Annotated in this window: 20 protein-coding genes and 1 pseudogene; 7 read left to right on the top strand and 14 right to left on the bottom strand. The window is 68.3% G+C overall.

The window, feature by feature from the left end; genetic code table 11:
- Nucleotides 1–382: hypothetical protein (locus AB1609_01190; GenBank protein MEW6045088.1), on the top strand; the 382-nt coding region annotated here is incomplete at its 5' end.
- A 63-nt stretch (nucleotides 383–445) separates the two neighbouring features.
- Here the strand turns inward: AB1609_01190 and AB1609_01195 are convergent.
- The 3 genes from AB1609_01195 to AB1609_01205 all read right to left on the bottom strand — a co-directional run bounded on the left by AB1609_01195 (nucleotide 446) and on the right by AB1609_01205 (nucleotide 3,312).
- The gene (locus AB1609_01195; GenBank protein MEW6045089.1) at nucleotides 446–1,324 is read right to left on the bottom strand and encodes a hypothetical protein; all 879 of its coding nucleotides are present in this window, start codon (nucleotides 1,322–1,324) and stop codon (nucleotides 446–448) included.
- A gap of 122 nt (nucleotides 1,325–1,446) precedes the next feature.
- Complete coding sequence (locus AB1609_01200) at nucleotides 1,447–2,535, bottom strand: isocitrate/isopropylmalate family dehydrogenase (GenBank protein ID MEW6045090.1); 1,089 nt, start codon at nucleotides 2,533–2,535, stop codon at nucleotides 1,447–1,449.
- Between the two features lie 24 nt (nucleotides 2,536–2,559).
- A complete protein-coding gene (locus AB1609_01205; protein ID MEW6045091.1) occupies nucleotides 2,560–3,312 on the bottom strand; it encodes an exopolysaccharide biosynthesis protein in 753 nt (250 codons plus the stop codon).
- Here AB1609_01205 and AB1609_01210 point away from each other — a divergent pair.
- Nucleotides 3,311–4,177, top strand: coding sequence for a hypothetical protein (locus AB1609_01210; protein MEW6045092.1), 867 nt, complete (start codon nucleotides 3,311–3,313; stop codon nucleotides 4,175–4,177). The genes AB1609_01205 and AB1609_01210 overlap by 2 nt on opposite strands.
- 52 nt (nucleotides 4,178–4,229) lie before the next feature.
- Here AB1609_01210 and AB1609_01215 read toward each other — a convergent pair whose 3' ends face one another.
- Nucleotides 4,230–5,207 carry a TerC family protein gene (locus tag AB1609_01215; GenBank protein MEW6045093.1) on the bottom strand — a complete coding sequence of 326 codons (978 nt, stop codon included), beginning with the start codon at nucleotides 5,205–5,207 and terminating at the stop codon, nucleotides 4,230–4,232.
- A gap of 211 nt (nucleotides 5,208–5,418) precedes the next feature.
- Between AB1609_01215 and AB1609_01220 the strand changes: the two genes are divergently transcribed.
- Nucleotides 5,419–8,076 carry an aminotransferase class III-fold pyridoxal phosphate-dependent enzyme gene (locus AB1609_01220; protein ID MEW6045094.1) on the top strand — a complete coding sequence of 886 codons (2,658 nt, stop codon included), beginning with the start codon at nucleotides 5,419–5,421 and terminating at the stop codon, nucleotides 8,074–8,076.
- 16 nt (nucleotides 8,077–8,092) lie between these two features.
- On the opposite strand, the pseudogene AB1609_01225 reads toward AB1609_01220, so the two are convergent.
- Nucleotides 8,093–8,359 (bottom strand): annotated as a pseudogene (locus AB1609_01225) (hypothetical protein).
- 971 nt (nucleotides 8,360–9,330) lie between these two features.
- Between AB1609_01225 and AB1609_01230 the strand changes: the two are divergent.
- Entirely contained in the window at nucleotides 9,331–10,026 is a 696-nt protein-coding gene (locus tag AB1609_01230; GenBank protein ID MEW6045095.1) for a nuclear transport factor 2 family protein, read from the top strand.
- A gap of 339 nt (nucleotides 10,027–10,365) precedes the next feature.
- Here AB1609_01230 and AB1609_01235 read toward each other — a convergent pair whose 3' ends face one another.
- Nucleotides 10,366–10,632, bottom strand: a complete 267-nt coding sequence (locus AB1609_01235) for a hypothetical protein (protein MEW6045096.1) — start codon at nucleotides 10,630–10,632, stop codon at nucleotides 10,366–10,368.
- 179 nt (nucleotides 10,633–10,811) lie between these two features.
- A complete protein-coding gene (locus AB1609_01240) occupies nucleotides 10,812–11,627 on the bottom strand; it encodes a DUF169 domain-containing protein (GenBank protein ID MEW6045097.1) in 816 nt (271 codons plus the stop codon).
- A gap of 163 nt (nucleotides 11,628–11,790) precedes the next feature.
- On the opposite strand from AB1609_01240, the gene AB1609_01245 reads away from it, so the two are divergent.
- A complete protein-coding gene (locus AB1609_01245; GenBank protein ID MEW6045098.1) occupies nucleotides 11,791–12,558 on the top strand; it encodes a GntR family transcriptional regulator in 768 nt (255 codons plus the stop codon).
- Here the strand turns inward: AB1609_01245 and AB1609_01250 are convergent.
- Nucleotides 12,555–13,145, bottom strand: coding sequence for a transcription repressor NadR (locus AB1609_01250; GenBank protein ID MEW6045099.1), 591 nt, complete (start codon nucleotides 13,143–13,145; stop codon nucleotides 12,555–12,557). The two genes, AB1609_01245 and AB1609_01250, sit on opposite strands and share 4 nt — an antisense overlap.
- A gap of 169 nt (nucleotides 13,146–13,314) precedes the next feature.
- Between AB1609_01250 and AB1609_01255 the strand changes: the two genes are divergently transcribed.
- Both AB1609_01255 and AB1609_01260 read left to right on the top strand, forming a co-directional pair.
- Complete coding sequence (locus AB1609_01255; GenBank protein MEW6045100.1) at nucleotides 13,315–13,548, top strand: hypothetical protein; 234 nt, start codon at nucleotides 13,315–13,317, stop codon at nucleotides 13,546–13,548.
- Entirely contained in the window at nucleotides 13,545–15,002 is a 1,458-nt protein-coding gene (locus tag AB1609_01260; GenBank protein ID MEW6045101.1) for a sodium:solute symporter family protein, read from the top strand. Before AB1609_01255 ends, AB1609_01260 begins: the two co-directional genes overlap by 4 nt.
- Before the next feature lie 90 nt (nucleotides 15,003–15,092).
- On the opposite strand, the gene AB1609_01265 is transcribed toward AB1609_01260, so the two are convergent.
- The 6 genes from AB1609_01265 to AB1609_01290 all read right to left on the bottom strand — a co-directional run.
- A complete protein-coding gene (locus tag AB1609_01265; GenBank protein ID MEW6045102.1) occupies nucleotides 15,093–16,262 on the bottom strand; it encodes an acyl-CoA dehydrogenase in 1,170 nt (389 codons plus the stop codon).
- 59 nt (nucleotides 16,263–16,321) lie between these two features.
- Nucleotides 16,322–17,554: an acyl-CoA dehydrogenase family protein gene (locus AB1609_01270; protein MEW6045103.1), complete on the bottom strand. Its 1,233-nt coding sequence runs from the start codon at nucleotides 17,552–17,554 to the stop codon at nucleotides 16,322–16,324.
- A 38-nt stretch (nucleotides 17,555–17,592) separates the two neighbouring features.
- Nucleotides 17,593–18,393, bottom strand: a complete 801-nt coding sequence (locus AB1609_01275; GenBank protein ID MEW6045104.1) for an enoyl-CoA hydratase-related protein — start codon at nucleotides 18,391–18,393, stop codon at nucleotides 17,593–17,595.
- Between the two features lie 75 nt (nucleotides 18,394–18,468).
- Nucleotides 18,469–20,715 (bottom strand): methyl-accepting chemotaxis protein, encoded by a 2,247-nt coding sequence (locus tag AB1609_01280; protein MEW6045105.1) that lies wholly within the window; start codon nucleotides 20,713–20,715, stop codon nucleotides 18,469–18,471.
- 52 nt (nucleotides 20,716–20,767) lie between these two features.
- Nucleotides 20,768–22,855, bottom strand: a complete 2,088-nt coding sequence (locus AB1609_01285) for a heterodisulfide reductase-related iron-sulfur binding cluster (GenBank protein ID MEW6045106.1) — start codon at nucleotides 22,853–22,855, stop codon at nucleotides 20,768–20,770.
- Between the two features lie 60 nt (nucleotides 22,856–22,915).
- On the bottom strand, nucleotides 22,916–23,369 hold a 454-nt coding region (locus tag AB1609_01290), incomplete at its 5' end, for an electron transfer flavoprotein subunit alpha/FixB family protein (protein ID MEW6045107.1).

The raw sequence follows: 23,369 nt of genomic DNA on the forward strand, positions 1-23,369 counted from the left end.
CGAGATGGACAACCACGTCAACGCCGGCACGCACACCATCCCGGGCCGGCCGTATAGCCTCATCGTGTCGGGCCCGCCGGGTGCGGAGTACCTGCAAATCATCGCCACACGCACCCCTCTGAAGGACCTGACGCCGGCCTCGGCCTTCGTGCGTTCGCCGTTCCCCCAACTTGGCAAGAACGGCCCCGAGGTGAAGGCCAAGGTCGAGGGCATGCTGCGGGCCCACGGTGAGGGATGGGCGGCCGCCTGGACGGCCTTCTGGGTCGTGTCGCCAGCCCCGCCGCCACCGCCACCGCCTCCGGCACCTCCCCCGCAAGACCGACGGGGCAGCGGCATCATCCGCATTTACGGCGGACCGGCCGGGCGCCCGTCCCTGCGCTGACGGCGTCTGCGCGGGGCGAACGCCAGCGGCTGGAGCCCTTCGCGGCACTCGTGCTCGACGGGCTCAGTATTCGAAGCGCGGCGGCTCCGCCGTTGAGCGATCGACGACGATCAGGGCGTCGGGGTGCTCCTGCAGGAACGTGACCGGGTACTCCACCGTCACCGGCCCGAACAGCGCCACCCGCAGCGCCGTCTGCTTCCAGGCGCCCGTCGTGCTGTAGAGGCGAATGCGGCGGGCGGACAGGATCTCCCGCATCCCGATGGTGACGGCCATGGTCGGCACGAGCTGCACCGCCCCGCCGGCCTCCCGCTGGGCCATGGCGATGATGGTATCCGGGTTGAGGAAGACGATCCGGGTCGTGGACTGCCTGAACATCTCCGCCGTCACGACGGGCCAGGGCCAGAGGGGCGGCTCGTTGTAAGCGATGTGCCCGTGAAAGCCGATCCCGCCGTACGCCGTATCGATGCCGCCCGCCGCCTCGATAGCCTCGCCCATTTCGTCCAGCCGGAACGGCGAAGGGAAGTGACGCTGCGACTCGGGAACGTTGAGCGAGGGGTCGACCACGTCGTAGAAGTTGCGCCGCCACCACCCCTCGAAACTCCACGGGCTGTCCAGCGGAAACGGCCGTCCCTGCCAGTCAAGGTGCTCGTCCATGTGGAACAGGTGCACGTCCCTCAGGCTCAGGCGGCGTTCGTTCACCATGCGCGCCAGGATGGGGAACGGCTCGCGGGGGCCGCACGGGACGATGAGGCGCGTGGGGCGCCCTGTGCGGTTGTTCTGCTCGATCTCGTCGAAGATGCTCTGGGCGAAGTGCCGGTGCACGTCCTCGGGCTTTGGCAGCACCTGGAGCCGGATGCGTGCCCGGGGGTGCGAGGGCAGTTCGCCGGCCGGGATGCTGAGCCACTGCTGCAACTGTCCGGGGTCAATGGCGGAATAGGCCACCTGTCTTCGTCCACTCCTATCGCAAATGTCAACCGGCGGCACGGGGCAGAATCGCCGGCCCGGGGCCGCCCGGAGTGGTATATACCAGACGCGGTGCCCGACGTCCTGCCGCCCTGCTCCCCTTACAGGCGCAGCGTTTCCCAGACTTCCAGCTTTGCCCTCACCCGGTCGATGACGGCGTCGGTGAACTCCGTCGTGGACGCCTGCCCGCCCAGGTCCACGGTGCGGCAGCCTGCCCGGATGGCCTCGAGCGATGCTTCGTAGACGGCCCGCGACGCCTTTTGCCCGGCGCCGCCCGGCAGGTAGCTCAGAAGGGCTGCCCCTGCCAGAATCATGGCCAGCGGATTGGCAACGTTCTTGCCCTTCAGGCGGGGGGCCGTCCCGTGCGGCGCCTCGGCCATCACGCACTTCACCCGGAGCTGGTCGTCCATGGACAGCAGCAGCGACTCCGAGCCCGCGATGGTCCCGAACATCTGCAGCACCAGGTCGCTCAGGCAGTCGCCGTCGCGGTTCAGCGTGGGGATCACCAGGGGTTCGCCCGTGTGGGACAGGAGCAAGGCGTAAGTGGCGTCGATGAGCTGCGGTTCGTACGCAACGTCCGGGTGGCGGGCGGCGGCCGCGTCCATTTCTTCCTTGAGCATCCCCTCGTAGATGGGGCTCACCGTGTACTTGGGGCCGCCGAACACCTTGCCCCCGAGGCGCGCGGCCTGCAAGAACGCGAACTCCGCCACCGCCCGGCAGACCCGGCGGCTGATGCTTTCGGTGCGGAAGGCGAGTTCGTCCGGCCCTGCCGACTCCCGCCACTCCCGGGCGCCGTAGGCATCCCCCACCGCCATGCGGATGACGCTGATGGGTGCATTGACGCCGGCGATGGGCCGGACGCCCGGGATCACGCGCCCGGTCCGCACGATGACGCTGCCGTCGATAGCCGCCCGCAGGGTGGCGTTGGGGCTTCCCACGTCGTCCTTCCCTTCGGGGGTGATGGTGGCCGCCTTCAGCCCCAAACCCGCCTGCACCATGGCCTTGGCCGCCTCGAGCACGACCCGGTTGCGGGTGCGGCGGCGGTTCTCCAGGCTCAGGTCGAAATGGACGAACTCCAGCGGGAGGCCCGTGACCGAGGGCGCCAGCACCCTCAGGGCTTCTTCGAGCAACTCCTGCCCCGTCTCGTCACCGTCGAGCACCACAACCGGAATGGATGAGGAAGCGGCCATGCACCCTTACCCCCGTCACAATCCCTACAGCCGGGTGTGCCAGACCCGGTCGAGCCATCCCGAGAACACGGCCGTCAACCCGGCCACCAGCAAGCCGACCACTATGGCCGCCAGCACGTAGCCGATGACCGTGCCGGCGATGATGTACAGGCCGTCACGCCGGAGAAACCCGATCCCCAGCACGAGCACCACCAGCGCCGGCAGCGTGTTGAAGAACGGCAGGGGCGCCAGCATCAGCAGGCCCAGCAGCGTGATGGCAAGCGCGGCGGCCCGGAAGAGGGGCTCGTTGGCCGCCACCCGCAGCCGCCTCCTGGAACTCCGCTCCAGCCGGGCCAGGGTCGGGATCACCCGCTCTTCCATGAACTTCGCTGCCTGCGGGCTCAGCGCCCACCGCCGCATCCGCGCCGGCAGCCACGGGTGCGTCAGCCCGAGCGCCCGCTGCAGCCCCAGCCCGGCAAACAGCAGCCCGATGAAAGCGGCCGTCCCGGGCGGCAGCACCGGTACCAGCGTCGGGAGCGCCAGCGCCACGAAGAGCAGCCCAAAGCCGTGCTCCCGGGTCAGATCCACCACGTCGCCCAGCGTGAGCGGCCCCCGGCCCGGGCCTGCTTCCCGCAGGCGCCGGAGCAACCGCTCGCTGATGGGCGCGGCTCCGTCCCCCGGCTCGCCGGCCCCGGAGGCAAGCCCGTGGCAGGTGCCTGTCCGGGTCAGAGCGAATCTCGCCCGGGAGCTACCGACATCCTTCGAGCCCGCCAGAGGCCTGGGGAGACGACGGCGCATGGCATTCAACCTGTTCGACGTGTTCTGGATCTTCCTGCTGTTCTCCGCCCTGTCACCGGCTCTGCGCCAGCGGAGCCTCGAGGGCCAGCGCCTGCGCGCCATCCGCCGGCTCGAGCTGCGGCGCCACAGCCGGGTCATTACGCTCATCCACCGCCAGGAGTCGGTGAGCTTCCTCGGCATTCCCATCGCCCGCTACATCGACATCAACGACTCGGAGCAGATCCTGCGCGCCATCAAGCTGACGCCTCCCGATATGCCCATCGACCTCATCCTGCACACCCCGGGCGGGCTCGTGCTGGCGGCCGAGCAGATCGCGCACGCCCTCATCAACCGGTCCGGCAAGGTGACGGTCTTCATCCCGCACTACGCCATGTCGGGCGGCACGCTTCTCGCACTGGCCGCTGACGAAGTGGTCATGGACCCGAACGCTGTCCTGGGCCCCGTCGACCCGCAGATCGGCGGCTACGCCGCCGCCGACATCCTCAAGGTGCTGGAGATGAAGCCCATCAGCGAGATCGACGACCAGACCCTGATCCTGGCCCAGACGGCCCATAAGGCCCTCGCGCAGGTGCGGGAACTGGTCATGCGCCTCACCACGGCCAACGGCATGCCCCAGGAGAAGGCCGAACGCCTGGCGGACAGCCTGGGTACCGGGCAGTGGACGCACGACTACCCCATCACCTTCGAACAGGCCAGGGAGCTGGGGCTGCCGGTCTCTGACGACATGCCGCCCGAGGTCTACGAACTGATGGACCTCTTCCCGCAGCCCGCCCAGCGGCGGCCGACGGTTCAATACGTCCCGATGCCGTACGGGGAGCGGCTGCCGGGGCCCCGGCCCCGCAACACCCGCCCCGGTCAGGCGTAGGTTACCACGCGCGGGCGGGGCACAGGACGCTGCCCCTGTCCCCCGCCCCGCCTCAGGCGGTCTTCTCGGCCATCTCGGGCTCCTCGTGCGGCCCCGCCTTGCGCTGCGGCGCCGGCACGAGTATGGAGGCCCCGACGGCGAGCGCCAGTAGCCCGAAGATGACGCCGAGCGACGCCGAGACGGGCACGTGGTAGATGTCGCTCAGCAGCATCTTGACGCCAACGAACGCCAGGACGGCCGATAGCGCGTACTTGAGGTAGCGAAACGCCGGCATGATCCCGGCCAGCACGAAGTAGAGCGCCCGCAGCCCCAGAATGGCGAAGATGTTGGACGTGTAGACGATGAACGCGTCCGACGTTACGCCGAACACAGCCGGCACCGAGTCGACGGCAAAGACCACATCGGTGAGCTCGACGAAGGCCAGCACCAAAAAAAGCGGCGTGGCGAGCCACCGGCCCTGTTCCCGCACTAAGAAGGCCTGTCCTCTGTACTCCGACACCACGGGAAGGAACCGGCGCACGGTGCGGAAAACGGGGTTCTGGTCCGGCTCTACCGCGCGCTCCTTCTGCACGGCCATCTTGAAGCCCGTGTAGACCAGGAACGCGCCGAAGATGTACGCGACCCAGTGGAACGTGGACAGCAGCGCCGCGCCCGTTACGACGAACAGGCCCCGGATGATCACCGCCCCGAGAACGCCCCAGAACAGCACCCGGTGCTGGTACTCGGCCGGAACGCCGAAGTACGCGAAGATCATGAGGAACACGAACAGGTTGTCCACGCTCAGTGACTTTTCCACGAGGTACCCAGCCAGGAACTCCAGGGCACGCTCGCGGCCGAGCCACGCGTAGACCAGTCCGTTGAAGGCGAGGGCCAGCCCGATCCAAACGAGCGACCAGATGGCGGCTTCGCGGGTCGAAGGCGCGTGGGCCTTCCGGTTGAAGATGCCGAGGTCGACGGCCAGAGCGGTGACCACCATGATGGTGAAAGGCACCCACAGCCAGGCCTCGCTGTGAGGCAGCGCGTCGAGCAAGTAGGACCCCCTCTCAGGTTACGTGCTTAAGGTACCCCAGGTGGAAGGGCCCCGGCAAGGTGTTGCAAGGTTGTATTCCGGGCGCGGGATGGCTATAATGACACCATGGTTTGTGCACAGATTCGTGCACAAGCCGTGCGCAACGGGCTCTGGCGGGCGGACGCCGAGCGGCCGCCGCCTTTGGGCCCAACGCCAGCCTGGGAGGCAAGCAATGGCTGACAGCACGCTCCTGTCTGCACAAGCCCATCCGTTTGCCCGATTCGTCAACCCGCATCTGGCGCAGTTACTATCGCGGCTGCGCATGGACAAGCGGTTCGTCCGGGGCGAGGGGGCGTGGCTGTGGGACGCCGATGGACGGCGCCACCTTGACCTCATCGCCAACTACGGGGCACTGCCCTTCGGGTACAACCCGCCGGAGATCTGGCAGGCGCTGACCGAAGCGTATGCACGGCGAGAACCCAGTTTCGTCCAGCCCTCCTTCCTGGAGGCGGCGGGCGAGCTGGCCCGGAGGCTCGTAGAGCTGGCGCCCGAAGGCCTGCGCTACGTTACCTTCACCAATTCGGGCGCCGAGGCGGTGGAGGCGGCTATCAAGATGTGCCGGTCTGCCACGGGGCGAAGGCGGATCCTCGCGACGCACAACAGCTTCCACGGCAAGACACTGGGGGCGCTGTCGGCCACGGGGCGCGCCGCCTACCAGGAGCCCTTCGGCGCGCCGGTGGAGGGGTTCGACTTCATCCCGTACGGCGACATCGGGGCGCTCGATCAGGCGCTTGCTCGAAGAGGTGAGCAGTACGCCGCGCTGATTCTGGAGCCGATCCAGGGCGAGGGCGGCATCGTGGTGCCGCCGGCGGGCTACTTGCGGGCCGCCCGGGAGCTCACGAGCCGCTTCGGCGTGCTGCTCGTCTTCGACGAGATCCAGTCGGGCCTGGGGCGAACGGGCGAGCTGTTCGCCTGCCAGGCAGAAGGCGTCGCCCCGGACGTGATGACGGTGGCAAAAGCGCTGGGTGGGGGACTCCTGCCCATCGGCGTCTGCCTGGCAGACGAGGCGGCGTACAACGAGCCGTTCGCCATGAAGCACTCCTCGACCTTTGCCGGCGGCGCCCTGGCGTGCCGGGCGGGCCTTGCGGCGCTGGACCTGCTCACCCGGGACGGGGGCGCGCTGCTGCGCCACGTGAGGGCCCGGGGCGAGCAGCTCAAACAGGGCCTCGAGGCGCTGGCGCAGCGCTACCCGCACGTCATCCGGGAGGTTCGGGGACGGGGGCTGATGCTCGGCATCGACTTTGCCGTGCCGGATGGCGCGTTCGCTGGCCGCAGCCCCGGCACGCTGCTCCCCGTGATGTCGGAGCAGGAGTTGCTCACCCCCGTGCTCGCCAGCTACCTTCTCGACGTGGAAGGCGTGCGGGTGGCCCCGACGCTCAACGGCCAGAGCGTCATCCGCATCGAGCCGCCGCTCATCATCTCCGAGGAACAGTGCAACCTGGCGCTGGCCGCCATCGAGCGCACCGTGGCGCTCGCCGCGAAGGGCCGCACCGCGGCCCTGCTGCGCCACTTCGTTTCTGACCGGCCCCCGCTGCCGGCGCAGGACGGAGCGCATCAGAGCGCTGGCGCTCAAATGGAGTTACAGGCCCCTGCTCCGGTGGAGTTCTCCAGCAACGGCGCTGCCCACGTGGCGCCGGCAGCACCCGCCCCGTCGCCGCTCCGAGCGCCGGCCGAACCTCCCCACCCGTCGGGTGACCCCGGCGAGGGGCGGTTCGCGTTCCTGGTGCACCCGCTCGACCTGGACAACTACCACGAGTTCGACGAAGCCTTAGCCGAACTCTCGCACGCCGAACTCGACCGCCTCGCGGACCAGTTCAACCCCTTGCTCGAACCCTTCGTCATCGGGCGCACGCGGTTTGTCTCGGCGGCCGGGCGCACCGTCTACGGGGAGTTCGTGGTGGTGCCGCGCACAACCCGGCAGATCCTCACGGAACCGCGGCGCGAAGTTCTGGACGTGATCCGCCGCGCCGTTGAACTCGCCCGGGACCGGGGAGCCCGCATCGTGGGGCTCGGCGCCTACACGGCCATCGCGTCCCGAGGCGGGCTGCAGTTGACCGACATGGGGGTGGCCCTGACCACCGGAAACAGCTACACGGTGGCCGCCGCCATCGAGGCGCTCATGGAGGGCGCCCGCCGGCTCGGGCTGGACGTCGGCACAACCCGAGCGGCCGTGGTGGGCGCCGGCGGCTCGGTGGGCCGGGCGACGGCGCTGCTGCTGGCCCCGCACGTGGCCGAACTGCACCTCGTCGGCAACCCCGCATCGGGGCAGCGGGCGTTGGAACGGCTGCGGGCGGTCGCCACCGAGGCGGGGCACATAGCCGTTCAGGCCGGCAACCCGGCCCTCTCCACGACCATCACGACCGATGCGGTGCAGGCGCTTTCGCAGGCGCAGCTGGTGGTCATCGCGACCAGTTCGGCCGACGAGCTGGTGACCCCCGAGATGCTGGCGCCGGGGGCGGTGGTGTGTGACATGTCCCGCCCGCCCAACGTGAGCCGCCGGGTCGACGCCGAGCGCCCGGACGTGCTGGTCATCGACGGTGGCGTCATCGAGGTGCCGGGGCGGCCGGACTTCGGGTGGAACTTCGGCTACGAGCAGGGCCTGGCCTTCGCCTGCATGTCGGAGACCATGATGCTGGCCCTGGAACACCACTACCAGCACACGAGCCTCGGGTCGGATCTCACCATCGAGACCATCCGGTGGATGCAGGAACTGGCGCGCCGCCACGGCTTTCGGTTGGCCGAGCTGCGCAGCTTCGACAGGCCCTTGAGCGCCGAACGCTGGCAGCGGCTGCGGGCGGCGCGTCAAGTGATGGCCGGCACTCTTCGCTGAGGGGCGCAAGATCGGGCGTCACAGCGGGCCGAACGGGACGCATCTCCAGCGTCATCTGTTCCAGGAGATCTCGATGCCACTGGGGACCCGACGGGGTCGACCTGTCCACCTCCCGAGCTATGGTGTGCGCCGCCGCGCTGGCCAGAATCACCCGGTCCCCGCCCGGGAGTGCTCGCCAGTGCGCCTCAGTGAAGTGCTCTGGTAGGTCGGCCCGGGAGGGCAGATGGATGCCGTGACGGCGTAACACGGCCCGGGCCTGGTTGCAGGCTCGGGTGCGGCTCATCTGCAAGCTGTCGACCCGAGCCGCTTCAGCTCGACGGGGTTAGCCGCTCTCTCTGTGTCGCCGTCACCCATTCACACGCATGCACGTAGCGCTTGTGCAGGTCCAGCCCCCAGTAGCGTGGCACCGTCGACCTCCCTTTCGGCCTATCTGCTGGAAGCGCAGGGGTGGCGTCAAGGACAGCAGCGTGCGTCGCATACAGTTGTGCGGGCTTCCGGTAGGGTGCCGGGCCCATGCAGGTGGTACGCAGAACGGGGCCGACCAAACACCATAACAGGCTCGAGGCCCATGTAAATGCTCGGCCCACCCCCACCAACCGCGCGTGTCAATCATGCCAACACCACTTGCGGCGACGCCATCAGAGGTGGTACCTTGTGTCATGCGAGGAGAGGCACGTGGCGTCCCGTTACAACCGCATCATCAGGCGCGACAGTGAACGGGCACTGGCGTATAACGCGGTCTCCAAGTGCCTGCCAGAAGTCGACTCGGATGTTGCCGACACTCTCTCGGATCCCTCAAGACTTGCAGGTCTAATCGCCCGTGCACACTCGGGCGAAGACCGAGAAAAGTCAATCTTCAACAAGCTAATTTAGGTCAATGCAATGCGTTCAAGGGAACACGACAGAGCATCCCTGCCGGCTTTGTAACAGTTGCTTCTCAATCAAGTATTCGCCCTCAAGTCGTATCCGACGAGTGCACGTTCTCTTACGAGAAACAGGTCACGACCGGGTGTTCGTGTAACCTTGCTTGGTGTGGAACATTCTATTCGAGTGGTCCCTGTCTGAGGCGCTACGTGACATACGATTGTTACGAGTGTGTGGACCATCTAACCGGGGAACGGCGTACGGAATGCGTCCGGGTATCGGAGGACGAGACATGTACCAGCAGGTGCCGATATGGGGGTTATGAGTGCGATTCGACAAACCCATTTGCATGTTCCTGAGGCAAGAGGCTTGAGTGAGGGAGGGGTCCCGGTGCGAGAGGGTGCGATAGGGCTTATCGTGTTGTGGCTCGTTGCCATCATCATAATGTGTGGACAAGGCACTATGGCCTTCGCATCAGGGGACGATGAACGTGAAGCGCTGGCAACCCTTCAACAGTACTTCGCTGCTATCGAAAAAAAAGATGCAGATGCGATCTTACAGGTAGTAGACCCCTCCTTCATCCCCGTAGCTTTTTTTGGAACAGAACCCGAACAGCTCGCGGAACGCCTTGCCGCCCAACAGGCAGACGTCCGCATCACCCCGGTAGCTCAGCAAGTATACCTCTCAGGGGATAAGTATGCCTTCGTCGTGGGCTCGTACCAGGCCGTTCTGATTCCTTCAGGAAACCCAGCCTCGCAACGGAGCGAGGTCGCAGAACAGGTGTACTTCCTGCGGAAGGAGCAAGGGCGGTGGAAGATCTTCCGCGTCTACACGGGGCGTCGTGAGGTGATCTCCTCCCTCCCAAGAAGCCCGGAATCGCGGCTCCCTGCTGGTGTAGCAACCGAACTGCAGCCCGGAGAGCAAGTACCGGCACTGCGGCTTACCCGTCTCGATGGCATAGAAATCGAGTGGGCTTGGACCCGCGCAACACTTGTTTACGTTCGGGGCAGAGACACCGAGCTAAAGGAATCGTTTGAAACAGACGGTTTTGCGTCCGCTAGCTCGCAGACTGTCAAGCCGGGTTGACATCCTGGCGGTACTACAGGCAGGTAACGCGTGGCAACCATCTTCGTCCATAACCGCAGCGCGTGATCTCCGCTCCCACATAGAACTGGACCTGAAGGTCAGAGGCATGCCCGCCTTATTGCTCATTTGTCCGGAGCGGGACGTTCCTCTGGGCACATTTGGGCTTGGCCTCTTCTAAGTCTTTGGATAACATCGAGCGAGACATCCTGAGCCGAAGGACAAGACCGATCTTCCCTTGCGCGCACGGTACCGAGCCAATCGGGCCGAGCCTCTCCTGAAGCTCAGCAAAGAACATCTCGTAGTTTCCCCATGCCCAGACCGATGCCCCGGCTCCAGTTGCTACCAGCCCAAGAAGCGAAACCTTTGCACTGCAGGGCGGAGGGCCGCCACCGCATGCACGACCGAGGCAGCCAGAGCAGCCGCGAACATACTTGCCACGGCCATCCCATCCCGCATTTCCCCAGCACGCGGCCACGACATCCAGTGGCGAGGAAGCCACTGTTGCCACGTTACTGCAAGCCACATCAAGGCGGATATCAACTTGGGCGCGTTGGGCCCCAGGAAGCCGGATATCTCGCCCGGCCGCACCTGCAGGATTGAGTCCACGATGCCGCGCTTTTTCCCGTACGACCTGGTCAGGCCAAAGGTTCAATGGCAGCCACCGCAACCCCGTCCCCTTGCCGTGAGGCTGTGTTCGACTGTCCTATGAGCGTAGGACACTGCCGCCACTGTCGACCCCTGGCGATGGGTTCCGCGCCGACTGACCGTCAGTCAGTGACCGACCGTCAGTCAGTGGTGATCCTGTTGCCGGCCCCCTCGTTGAACCGGCGCTCGAGTTCATGGTAGGTTGCCGGGAATCGCGCCTGGAACTGCACGTAGTCGGGAATCGGGTAGCGGACGCCGCCCTTGTGGGTGCCCTGCAAGCCTTCGACCAGCTCATCGAGGAGCCGGAACGGCATGGCGAAGGCCATCTCGTCGTCCTGGGTGTGGCCGAAGACACGGTCGCCGTAGCAGGGCAGGATGACCTGGTAGTCGTCCTCGTGCAGCGTGCGAATCAGCTCCTCGGCGCAATCGGCCCTGGGGTTGACCACCGCGTGCAGGACGCCGCCGCGCTTCCAGAGAGCGGCCGCGGCGAGGCGCATGACCTGGGCCGGGTTGGCGTACACGAGGACGATCTGTGGCTCAAAGGCACCCTTGGCCAGGGGAGCCACCACCACGGCGCCATAGCCGCCCTCGGGGGCCTTGGGGACGGCTGCCTCGCTGCGGGCGCCCGCCTCCAGCGTCTCGTTGTACATACCCTGCGCCAGGTGGCCCTCCCGGTAGTAGGCGACGGCCGGCCGGTAGCCGAAGGCCACGGCCGCGATGGGGCAGGAGAGGTCCTCGCCGTCCAGCGCCACCGTCCAGCCATAGCGCCGGGCTATGGAGATAGCCTGGCAGATGGTGATGCGCACCCCCATGTCCCGGACGGGGTGGCGGGCGCCTTCCGGGATGTCGCCGCTCTTTGCGAAGCGCACTGCCAGCGGGAACGTCGCGGGCCGGATGAAGCGTTCGATGGCCTCGGCGCCGGTGCGGCACCGGGCCGCCATTTCGGTGGCTGCCATGTCCGGTGTGCTCGCCCCCCGTGACCGGCCTGAAAACCTCGTGGCGCGTGTGGGTTCGCCGGCGGTTATGCCTCCTCCTCTGGGGCGGCAGAACCGGTCCAACTTTGCCGGCGCACCTTCCTGTGCGATAATGATGGGCGTGAAGGAGGCGGCCATGGCGGGGTTGAGCGACACCCTCGCGCCGGGCATCCTGAAGGGCGGTATCCTGCCACTCTACTACCAGCTTCAAAACACCCTGCGGCAGCGGATCGAGTCCGGCCAGTGGTCACCGGGCGAACGTCTTCCAGGCGAGCGGGAACTCGCCCGGCTATTTAGCGTCAGCCGCACCACGGTGCGGGAGGCGCTGGACGCCCTGGAAGAGGACGGGCTCATCTTCCGGCGCCACGGGGAAGGCACCTTCGTTGCCCACCGACCGGTGGTGGCAACGCTTGCCCGGCTTCAGGGGTTCACCGAGGAACTGGCGGAGCAGGGCCTCAACTTCGAGGCGAAGGTGCTCGGCAGCCGGGTGCTTCCGGCCACCGCGGAGGTGGCCACGGCGCTGGGCCTGGAGAGCGGCGCGGAGGTCGTCGAGATCAGCAGGGTGGTTTTGCTGGACGGGCAGCCGCTCTTCGCCGACGACAGCTTCCTGCCGGGCGCGGCAGGCCGCATGGTGCTGGCTGCCGAGCCAGGTCAGACCATCTACTCAGCCCTGCAAGCAGTGGGCTTCTCCGTGGCGTCCGGTGAACAAACCATTGAAGCAGCACCGGCCAGCCGCCGCGAGGCCGAACGCCTGCGCATCCGCGTCGGCCAGCCCGTCCTGCTGATCCGGCGCATCACCCGGCTTGCAGACGGGACACCGGTGGAGTTCAGGCGCGTCGCGTACCGCGGCGACAGGTACCGTTACCGTATCTCTCTGGTTCGCCGGCCTGTGAGCGGGCAGCCCGGCACCTAAGGTTCCATGAGAAAGCCGAGTTCGCGCAGGCGCCCGGCGATGGCGTCCAGGCGCGCCTGGCTAGGGGCCTCGATCGTGTGCAGGTGTGGCCCGCCCGTCAGCGTGAGCAGAGGGGCCGCGCCGCTTGCCTTCAAATTAGCCACGAATTCCTTCACGTCGGCCCGGCTTGCGGTCATGACGAGCCCTCGCAGTTCCCCGTAGAGCGGGTGCTCCACGATGACGTCCACCACCCGCCCGCCCAGGTCACAGACGGCGTTGAGTTCCGTTTCGATGTCCTCGGGGCCGTGGGTGACCGCCATCACCCGGCGGCAGGCGTATTGGGGATCCGAGCGCGGCGCCTGCGCCCACAGGTAGCCCCTGGGCGTCGCAACGATCGGCTCGCCGGCGGCCCGCAGTACCGTGACGTCCTGGACGATCACCTGCCGGCTGACCCCCAGCCGGTCGGCGAGCTGCCCGCCGGGCACCGGGGCGCCTGACTGCCGGAGGATGTGAACGAGTGCTTGCCGGCGAGCCTCGGGGCCGCGGTCGGCGGCGGTGCGACTTGCCCGCTCGGCCTCCTCCCCCGCAGACGCTGGCCTCTCGCGCACCGGGTTGCAAACCTCCTGCCCTTTACTATAATACAGAGCAGAGAATGACAAGACACCTGACAAGGCAGCCACCGCCTCAAGAGGCTGCCGGCCCGGATTGACGTTGGGGCTTCCGGGCAGGCGGTCGCGGGGCGCGGTCCGAAGCGGGCGGCGGGGGGAGGAGAGTACCGTGTCGGGCGAACAACGTGTTGGCGCCGTTATCCTGCTGCTCCTGGTCCTGCTGGCCTACGTGGTGCCGTACACGCTTCTTTCCGGCGTCAGGGCCTGGTACGGCAGCTTTCTGTTCTGGGTGCTCTTTGCAGTAGCAGCCGTCGGGGTGGTGGCGTGGCTCACCCGTTCCTGGGCCGCCCGGCCCCACGCCGCCGATGGCGAAACGTCCAGCGGGGAGCGTGACCGACAGTGAGCCCTGCAACCCTGTATGCGGCCTTTGGCCTGTACGTCCTCCTCGGCACGCTGATCGCCTGGATCGCCCGCAGGGGCCTCGCATACAAGGTGGAAGCGTACTTCCTGGCCAACCGCGCGCTGGGCGGCCTGGTATCCGCCCTGAGCTACGCCGCCACGACATACAGCGCGTTCATGATGGTGGGGCTTGCGGGGCTAACGTACCGCGGCGGCGTGGGCGCCCTTGGCTTTGAACTCATCTACCTCGCAGGGCTGTCGCTCGTGGTCTTTTTCGGGCCCCACTTCTGGCGCGCCGGCCACCGCTACCACCTGGTCTCTCCCGCCGAACTGCTCGCGGTCCGCTACAACAGCCGCGTTCTGGGCATGGTAGTGGCCGCGGTGTCGGTAATCTTCCTCATCCCGTACAGTTCCGTTCAGCTGAGTGGCATCGCGCTGCTCCTGGAGGGCATGAGCCGGGCTGCCATTCCCTTCCAGGTTGGGCTGCTGCTCGCCGCCGCGGTAGCCGTGGCGTGGGCATGGATGGGAGGCCTGCGGTCGGTGGCCTGGACCGATGCGCTGCAGGCGGTGGTCATGATGGCCACCGCGCTGTGGGTGACCGCGTTCGTGGTCGGTGAACTGGGCGGGCTCGGCGGCCTCTTCTCGCAGCTCGAGCAGCAGGCGCCGGAGTGGCTGGCGGTCCCGGGCAACGGCTACTTCACGCCCCAGACGTTCCTGGGCCTGTCGCTGCCGTGGTTCTTCTTCGCGCTGTCCAACCCCCAGGTGTCGCAGCGGCTGTTCACGCCCCGGGATCTCCGCGCGATGCGGCGCATGCTGATGGGGTTCCTTGTGTTCGGCTTCTTCTACACGCTCATCTCCATCATCTGGGGGTTCGCCGGCCGGTTGCTCATGCCCGGCCTTCCAAGTGCGGACCTCGTGACGCCCCGGCTGCTCGCGTCCCCCTACGTCCCGCCGCTGACGGGGCTCGTGGCCATGATCGGCATCACGTCTGCCGCCATTTCCACCATCAACTCGATCCTGCTGACGCTCTCCTCGATGGTCGCCAGGGACCTCTTCCGCAGCCTCAAGCCGCAGGCGGACGACCACCAGCAGCTGGCGGTCGGTAGGGCCGCGATCATCGCCGTTGCGACCCTGGCGTTGCTGTTCGCCAATCTGCGGGCCGGGCTCATCGCCGTGCTCTCGGTCGCTTCGTCCGCCGGCCTTCTGGTGACGGTTCCGGCGCTGATCGGCACCTTTTACTGGCAGCGCGGCACGGCTGCCGGCGCGCTGGCCGGCATCCTGGGCGGCGGAGCGGTCACCATGGTCACCCAGCTCGGCAACCTGCGCCCGCTGGGCCTGTGGCCGGGGGTCTGGGGATTTATCATCTCGGCCGGGCTTTACGTGGCGGTTAGCCTGGCCACCCGGCCCGTCACCGATCGGGCGAGGGAGTTCGTCGTTGGCCTTCGCCAGCCGGCCTGAAGGGCAATCCTGAGGGGGCGACCCGGCCCGGCGGCGCGCTGCTTGCCGCCGGCGCCCAGGCCGCACCCCTCGTGGAGGCCCCGCACTCGGTTAGCCGAAGTAGCTGCGGGCAATCACCAGCTTCTGAATCTGGTTGGTTCCCTCGTAGATCTGGGTGATCTTGGCGTCCCGCATCATGCGTTCCACCGGGTGGTCCTTGATGTAGCCGTAGCCGCCCAGGAGCTGCACCGCGTCGGTGCTCACCCGCATGGCGGTGTCGGAGCAGAACATCTTGGCCATGGCCGCGTAACGGTTCACCTCGGGTGGCAGCCGCCCGTACCCGTGCTCCTGGATCAGCCGGCAGGCGTAATAGAGAAGCTGCCGTGCCGCCTCGACCTGCGTGGCCATGTCGGCCACCATGAACTGCAGCCCCTGGAACTCCGCCAGCAGCTTGCCGAACTGCTTTCGCTCCTTCATGTAGCGCACGGCGTAGTCCAGGGCGCCCTGGGCGATGCCCAGCGCCTGGGCAGCCACCCCCGGCCGGGAGCGGTCGAGGGTCATCATCGCAATCTTGAACCCGTCGCCGTCCCCGCCAAGGCGGTTCTCGTCGGACACCACGCACCCGTCGAACACGAGCTCCGCGGTCGGAGAGGCGTGAATGCCCATCTTCTCCTCCAGGCGGCTCACGGAGAAGCCGGGCGTCCCCTTTTCCACCACGAACGCCGTCACGCCGCGGTGCCCCAGGGAGGGATCGGTGGTGGCGAACACCGTGATGACGTCAGCCACGCTGCCATTCGTGATGAACCGCTTGGTGCCGTTGATGACCCAATGGCCGTCCTGGCGCTCGGCGCGCGTGCGCAGGCTTGCCGCGTCAGACCCGGCCTCGGGCTCGCTCAAAGCAAAGGCCGCCAGCTTCTCGCCGGACGCGAGCGCCGGTAGCCACCGCCGCTTCTGGACGTCGCTGCCGCCCACGGTGATGGGCAGCGCCCCGAGCTCCTGGACGGCGAGGATGAGCGACGCCGTGGCGTCGACCCTGGCGAGTTCCTCGATGACCACGGCCAGCGTCAGGAGGTCTGCCCCGGCCCCGCCGTACTCTTCAGGAACGCACAGGCTGAAAAGCCCCTGATCTCTGAAAAGTTGCACGACGTCCCAGGGGAACTCACCGGTGCGGTCGTATTCGAAGGCCCGCGGCGCAATCTTCTCCTCGGCAAGCTGCCGAACCAGCCGCCGGAACGCTTCCTGCTCCTCGGTCAGCTTCCAGTCGGGCGCAGCCACTGCCATCTCTACTCCCGCCCCCTCCGGCCGGTCCGACAGCCGGCGCTTTCCCAGGAAGTTCGCGTTCAGTCGGCCTCGTCCCGCACGACCCGGCTCGGGCGCAGCCCCATTTCCCGGGAAATGATCTCCCGGAGCATTTCGTCGGTTCCGCCGCCAATGCGGTACAGCCTCACGTCACGCCAGATCCGCTGAACGTCGTACTCCATGACGTACCCATACCCGCCGTGCATCTGCAGCGCCTCGTCGGTGACCCCAAACGCCGTGCGGGCGGCCACCAGCTTGGCCATCATCACCTCTTTCACCGCGTCCAGCCCGTTCTGCACCCGCCAGGCCGCCCAGTAAAGGAGCTGCCGGGCTGCCTCTAGCTGCGCCACCATGTCGGCCAGGCGGTGCTGGATGGCCTGAAAGCGCCCGATAGGCTGCCCGAAGGCCTGCCGGGTGTTGACGTGGGAGACGGCCTGATCCACGGCCTCTTGGGCCATGGCGAGCACGCCCGCCGCAATGACCAGGCGCTCCCCGACCAGTTCCCACATGAGGTGGTAAAAGCCCCGGTTGAGTTGGCCCAGCAGGTCCTCCTCGGGCACGAAGCACTCCTCGAAGAGCAACTCTCCCGTGTCGGAGGAGTGCATGCCCACCTTGTCAAGGGTGCGAACCGTCTGAAAGCCCGGCGTGCCCCGCTCCACCAGGAAGAGGCTGATACCCCGCCGGCCCGCGGCCGGATCTGTCTTGGCGGCCACCACGAAGACGTCCGCGATGGCCCCGTTGGTGATGAACGTCTTGGTGCCGTTCAGCACCCAACCCCCGGCGGTGCGGCGCGCCGTGGTGCGGATGCCCGCCAGATCCGATCCTGCCCATGGCTCGGTCATGGCGATCGCCAGAACCCTTTCGCCCCGTACCGCGGGCACCACGAAGCGCCGTTGCTGCTCCTCGGTGCCAAACTGCAGGATGGGCGGCATCGCCATGTCGGTGTGAACCATGACGCCCATCGGCAGCCCGCCCATGCCGCATCGGTGCAGCTCCTCCACGAACGCAATCGTCGCAAACCAGTCGAGCCCTGCCCCACCCAGGGATTCAGGTACCCTGAGGCCCAGAAGCCCGTACTCCCCGAGCGTGCGAAAGACCGTCCTGGGGAAGGCCCTAGCACGCTCCCACTCCTGCGCGTGAGGCTTCAGGTGGCGTGCCACCACCTCGCGCACCGTCTCCCGGATCGCCTCATGCTCCGGGCGGAAGTAAGGATGGAGGGCTGCCGCCGTCCCGGGCACTTCCCGGGCCTCGGCGCCCTGGGCCGCAAGTGCCATTGCTGTCCACCCCCGTGCGTGCGGCCCGCCGCGGAGGATCACCGGCCCGTGAAAGAAGGCGGACGTTTTTCCAGAAACGCCCGGATCCCCTCCCGCCGGTCCTCCGTCGCGAGCGTTTCGGCAAACGCCTGCCGTTCCCAGGCCAGACCCATCTCCAGCGGGGCGTCGAGCCCCCGCCGCGTGACCTCCTTGATAAGCCGCAGCGCGATCGGCGCCTGCTTTGCCAGCCGCTGCGCCAGCTTCTCCGCCTCGGCGAGGGCCTGCCCGTCGGGCACGGCCCAATTGACCAGCCCCACCCGCCAGGCCTCGCTTGCGTCCATGCGGTCGCCCGTCATGAGCCATTCGAGCGCCCGCCCCAGCCCGATGAGCCGCGCCAGGCGCTGTGTTCCGCCCGCGCCCGGCATGATGCCGAGCTGGATCTCCGGCTGCCCGAGCCGGGCGCTCTGGTCGGCCACGCGGATGTCGGCCTGCATCGCTATCTCCAGCCCGCCCCCGAGGGCTGCGCCGTTGATGGCGGCGATCACCGGCTTTCGGCAGGCGCCCACCCGCTCGAACAGCGGCGCTCGCCGCCCGATCCACTCCTGCGCCCCTGCCACGCCCTCAACCGGTTGCATCTCCGTCACGTCGGCACCGGCGCAGAACGCCTTGCCCGCCCCGGTCAGGACAATCGCCCGCACGCCATCGTCTGCCTCGGCCCGGTCGAGAGCGGAAGCCAGCGCCTGCAGCAACGACAGGCTCAACGCATTGTACTTCTCCGGGCGGTTAAGGGTGATGACGGCATATCCATCCCGTTTCTCGTACAGCACCAGCTCTTGCGACTCGCCCTGCGGTCTGTCCACCGAGCAACCCCCGCCCCTCTCGTGGTCTGACCGCCTGACAGCGCGGCTGTCAAGTTGCCTGGCCGGCGTCTCCCCCTACACCTTGAAGCCGGCCACCTGGCCTGCCAGCCGCCGCGCCTGCGAGGCCACCTGCTCGGCCTGAGCGGCGACCGACCCGGCCGCCTTCGCCTGCTCCTCGGCGCTGGCCGCTATCTCTTCGGCCCCCGCCGCGCTCTGTTCGGTCACCGACGCGATCTCCTGAACCGCCGTCCCAGCCGAGTTGATGCTCGCGGCTACCCTGTGCGCGGTGCGGGCCACGTCGCCGATCCCCGCCACCACCTGCTCGATGGCGGCCCGCACCTCGACGAACCGTTCCTTCGCCCGCTGCGCCACCTCCACGCCCACCGCCACGCTCTGGCGGCCTTCCTCCATGCTGGCCACCGCCGCCCTCGTCTCCCGGGAGATCTCCTCCAGTACCGCCTCGATCTCGCCGGCCGCCGTCTTCGCCTGCTGCGCCAGCCGTCGCACCTCGTCCGCCACCACGGCGAACCCCCGCCCGTGCTCACCGGCCCGGGCCGCCTCAATGGCGGCGTTCAGCGCCAGCAAGTTGGTCTGGTCGACGATGGCCGTAATGCTCTCGACGATCCGGCTTATGGCCGACGAGCGCTCGCCCAGGGCCTGCACGCTGTTCGCCCACTTCCCGGCCGCGGCGTCGATGGCCGCCGTCTGCTGCACGACCGCCTCGACGGCTCTGGCTCCCTCTCCCGCCCGCTCGAGGGCCGCTGCCGCGTCCCGGCTCATGCGCTCGTTGAGGCCGACCAGGGCGTTAACCTCGTCCACGGCGGCCCGCACCTCCTCCTGGGCGCGGCCGGCCAGGCGGCTCTGCTGTTCGGTGCCCTGGGCCATCTGCTGGATCGTCTCGCTGACCTGCTGCGAAAGGCGGCGCAGTTCCTCGACGGACCCGACCAGGCTCTCGCTCGAACCCTTCAAGGCGGTGCCGGCCTGCGCGACCTCCCGGATCAGCGCCTGCAGCGACCCCATGAGCGTGTTGAACGCCTGCGCCAGGTCTCCCACCTCGTCCCGGCTGGTCACCTGCAGCCGGCCCGTCAGGTCGCCGCGCCCCAGGGCAATCCCCTCGAGAGCGCCCACCACCCGGCGCACCGGCGCGGCGATACCTGACGCGATGAGCAACCCCACGACGAGCCCGAGTGCCGACACGCCGATACCGGCGGCCACCATCTGCCGCCGGAACGCCGCCAGGGGCGCCAGGGCCTCGGACTCCGCCCCTTCCGCCACCGTCACCCACCGCCGTCCCTGCCAGGCCAACAACCTCGCAACCGCCAACCTCGGCTCGCCGTCGGGCCCCTGAACTCTGCGATCCAGCCGCCCCTCGCCGTCCGCTGCGGCGGAGACCAGTTCGGCCAGGTACACGGGCACCGGCCCGCCCGATGCCAGCCCCGCCGAACTGAACCGCACCCGCCCGTCTGTGCCGGCCACCAGGAGTTGCCCGGTGTGGCCCAGCCCCGTGCGGTCCTGCACGACGGCTTCAAAAGCGGGGTTCGGCCATAGCACCGCCAGGTAACCCAGCATGGAACCGTCCATGGGGCTCAAAACCGGTGCGGCGGCCCACGCCCCCGCCTTCCCGCCCGACGGCCCATAGGGGACGAAGTCCCCGAGAGCCGCGGCACGCGCCGCCTCCTTCGCCCCGCCGCCCGGCGGCCGCGCGCTCGCCGCCTTCAGGGCATCTGCCAGCGGCGAAAGCGCCGGATCCGTCGTGTCTCCCAGGACGGTGGCGGCAAAATCTGCGCGCTTTTTCAACGTGAAGACCACCTGGCCGGCGGGAGAGACCAGCGCCACGTCGTCGGCCTCGAGTTCCTGAGCGACCTGGAGCAGCCGGGCGTGGTAAGCTTTGTGGTAGACGCCGTAAAGGGTGTCATCGCCGGAAAGTTCGGCCTGCTTGAAGCGTTCTTCCGGCGGGGTGGGGTTACCCGTGACCCAGGCCTGCTTGAGCCTGGCCGCCCCTGCGTCGCTGAAGGAGGAACCCAGCCCTCTGGCGGCGTCGGCAACCCAACCCTCTGCCGCCAGCGCCGTCATCCGCTGCAGGCGCTGCTGCACCTGATCGATCAGGGCCTGGCCCCGGCCCTGCGCCACCACCGCCAGCTGATCCCGGTAAATCGCCCGCACCGCCGTGGCCGCCTGCTGGTAGGCGAACAGGGACAGCCCCCCGGCCACCACGGCGACGACCACGGTCACGCCGACTGCCAGCTTGCGGGCGATGGTCGGCCGCAGCCGAACCCACCCCTCAGCCCGCCGGGGTGAGCGCTGCATCACCTGGACGGCCATCGATCCCCCTCCCTGCCTCTCGCCGCCGCACCGCCCGTTGCGCCGGCTCGCTTTACCCGCCGGCCCTGCGCCGCCCCTCGCCGGAATCGGCGGCGCCCGCCCCCGCCGGCGAGGCGGCCATTTCCCGGGTGCTCTGGTCCAGCAACTCGGCCACATCCATGACCCGCATCGGGCGGTCTTCTGGCGCCTCGCCCTTCACGCCATCCTCCAGCATCTGAAGGCAGAACGGGCAGGCCACGGCCAGCACGTCGGCCCCCGTGCCCACCGCCTCCCGGGCCCGGACGGCTGCCACCCGTTCGCTTCCCTTTTCTTCGACCCACGCCCGCCCTCCGCCGGCCCCGCAGCAGAGGCTCTTGCTGCGGCTGCGCGCCATCTCCACCAGGTCGCCGCCGACCAGCCCCCCCAGCATCTGCCTTGGCGCATCGAAGACGCCGTTGTGCCGGCCCAGGTAGCACGGGTCGTGGTAGGTGATCCGCTGGCGCGGCGCGGCGCCGGCTGCGGCCGAATCAAGTCGCCCCTGCCTGACGAGTTCGGCGAGGAACTCGGTGTGGTGGCGCACCTTGAAGTGCCCGCCAAACGCGGGGTACTCGTTCTTGAACGTGTTGAAGCAGTGCGGGCAGGTCGTCACGATCGTCTTGACGCCGTACCGGTTGAGGGTCTCGATGTTGGCCCGGGCCAGCTGTTCGAAGAGGAACTCGTTGCCGATGCGCCGCGCCGGGTCGCCCGTGCACTGCTCCTCGGGCCCCAAAACGCCGACCCGCAGGCCGGCCCGTCTCAGCACGGTCACAAACGCCCGCGCCACCCGCTGGTTGCGTTCGTCGAACGCCGCGGCGCACCCGGCCCAGTAAAGGACGTCCACCTGGTCCGCCGAGCCCGCCTGTCCCAGCTCCACCACGTCCAGGCCCTGGTACCAGTCGGAGCGGCTTGCCGTCGCACCCCGGAACGGATGCCCCCGGGCCTCCAGGCTCCGCAGCGCCTCCTGCATGGTGTCGGGGGCCTCGGACTGCTCCATGACGAGGTAGCGGCGCAGGTTGAGAATCTTGGGCACGTGCTCGATGAAGACCGGGCACGCCTCCATGCATGCCATGCACGTCGTGCACGCCCACAGCGTTTCGGGCTTGATGACCTCCCCGGCGAGCAGGCGCGCCGAGTCGGCGCCGGTGCGCTTCATCTCCTCCCGCAGGTCGAGGATGAGGTGCATGGGCGAAAGCGGCTTGCCCGTCAGGTCGGCCGGGCAGACGGCCGTGCACCGCCCGCACTCCGTGCAGACGTCCAGGTCGAAGAGGTCTTTCCACGCAAAGCCAGAAAAGCGCGCCACGCCCAAATGTTCGCTTTTCTCGAAGTCGATGGGCTGCGGTGAGGCCGGCGCTTCGAGCGGCTGCAAATAGACGTTGAACGGCGCCAGCACGATGTGGAACAGCTTCGAGAACGGCATGTACGCGAGGAACGTCATCGCGAGGGCGAAGTGGAACCACCACAGCCCCGCGTGCAGCGCCCGCATCGCGGGCTCCGTCAGGCCCGCGCCCAACGCCGCCTTTGCCACGGCGAAACCCGCAAAGCTCCACGAACCCCACGGGTCCCCGGTGGCGGCGATGCGCAGCCCCTCAACCAGGAACCCGGTTACGAGCACCGTTTCAAAAAGCGCCAGGACGAAGGCGTCCGACCAGATGCCCTGCCGCAGACGGGGCGACTTGAGGACGTAGCGCTGGAAGAGGGCCGCTCCGACGGCGACGGCCGCCATGATCCCGAAAGCGTCCAGCGCCGCAGACTGGAAGTAGAGGTAAAACGGCCCGCGCATGATTCCCAGGCTCAGGTCGTGGTGCACAAAGACCACGGTGGTGCCCAGGAACAGCACGATGAAGCCCCAGAAGAAGCCGAAGTGGTAGAGGCCCGCCGCCCGTTCGGCGAGCAGCCGCCCGTGGGCGAAGACGTGCTTCAGGACGAGCACGAGGCGCGGCCCCACGGGGCCGAGGCGGTTTGCAGGCTGGCCCCGGCGCCACATCCGCCAGTGCCGGAAGACCCCGTAAGAGAAGATCCCGATGGTCACGGCCGCCAGGACGTACATGACGACCTGGCCGGCGAAGGGGATGTTCCAGAAGACCTCCCGCGTGGCCCCCGACACCTCAGGCTGCGACGGCATGCCGTGCGACCGCCTCCTCCCGGCAAGCGGCTCGTGGCCGCTCCCTGCTTCCCGCCGCCCCTACCCGGCGCGGGAAGCGGTCCGGCCCAGCACCTGCTGCAACCGTTCGATGAGCACCGGGACCACCTTGCGGTAGTCGTCCACCAGCCCCACCTCGGCGGCCCGGAAAATGGGCGCCTCGGGATCTTTGTTGATGGCCACCACGTGGCGGGCGCCCGAGATGCCGGCGAGGTGCTGGCTCGCCCCGCTGATGCCGACGGCGATGTATAGCTCCGGCGCCACCATCTTGCCGGTCTGGCCTATCTGGAGGTGGCCGGGAACCCATCCCGCATCCACCGCCGCCCGTGAGGCCCCTACAGCGCCGCCGAGCAGGGAGGCTAGCTTCTGCAGCATCTGGAACCCCTCAGCACCACCGACGCCCCGGCCGCCGGAGACGATAACCCGGGCGTCCTCCAGGCGAACCCCCTCCGCGGCGGCCCGCTTGCGCTCGACGACCCGCACCCGGGCCGGCGCC

The sequence above is a fragment of the Bacillota bacterium genome (genome assembly GCA_040754675.1).
In the GTDB taxonomy this organism is placed as follows: domain Bacteria; phylum Bacillota; class Limnochordia; order Limnochordales; family Geochordaceae; genus Geochorda.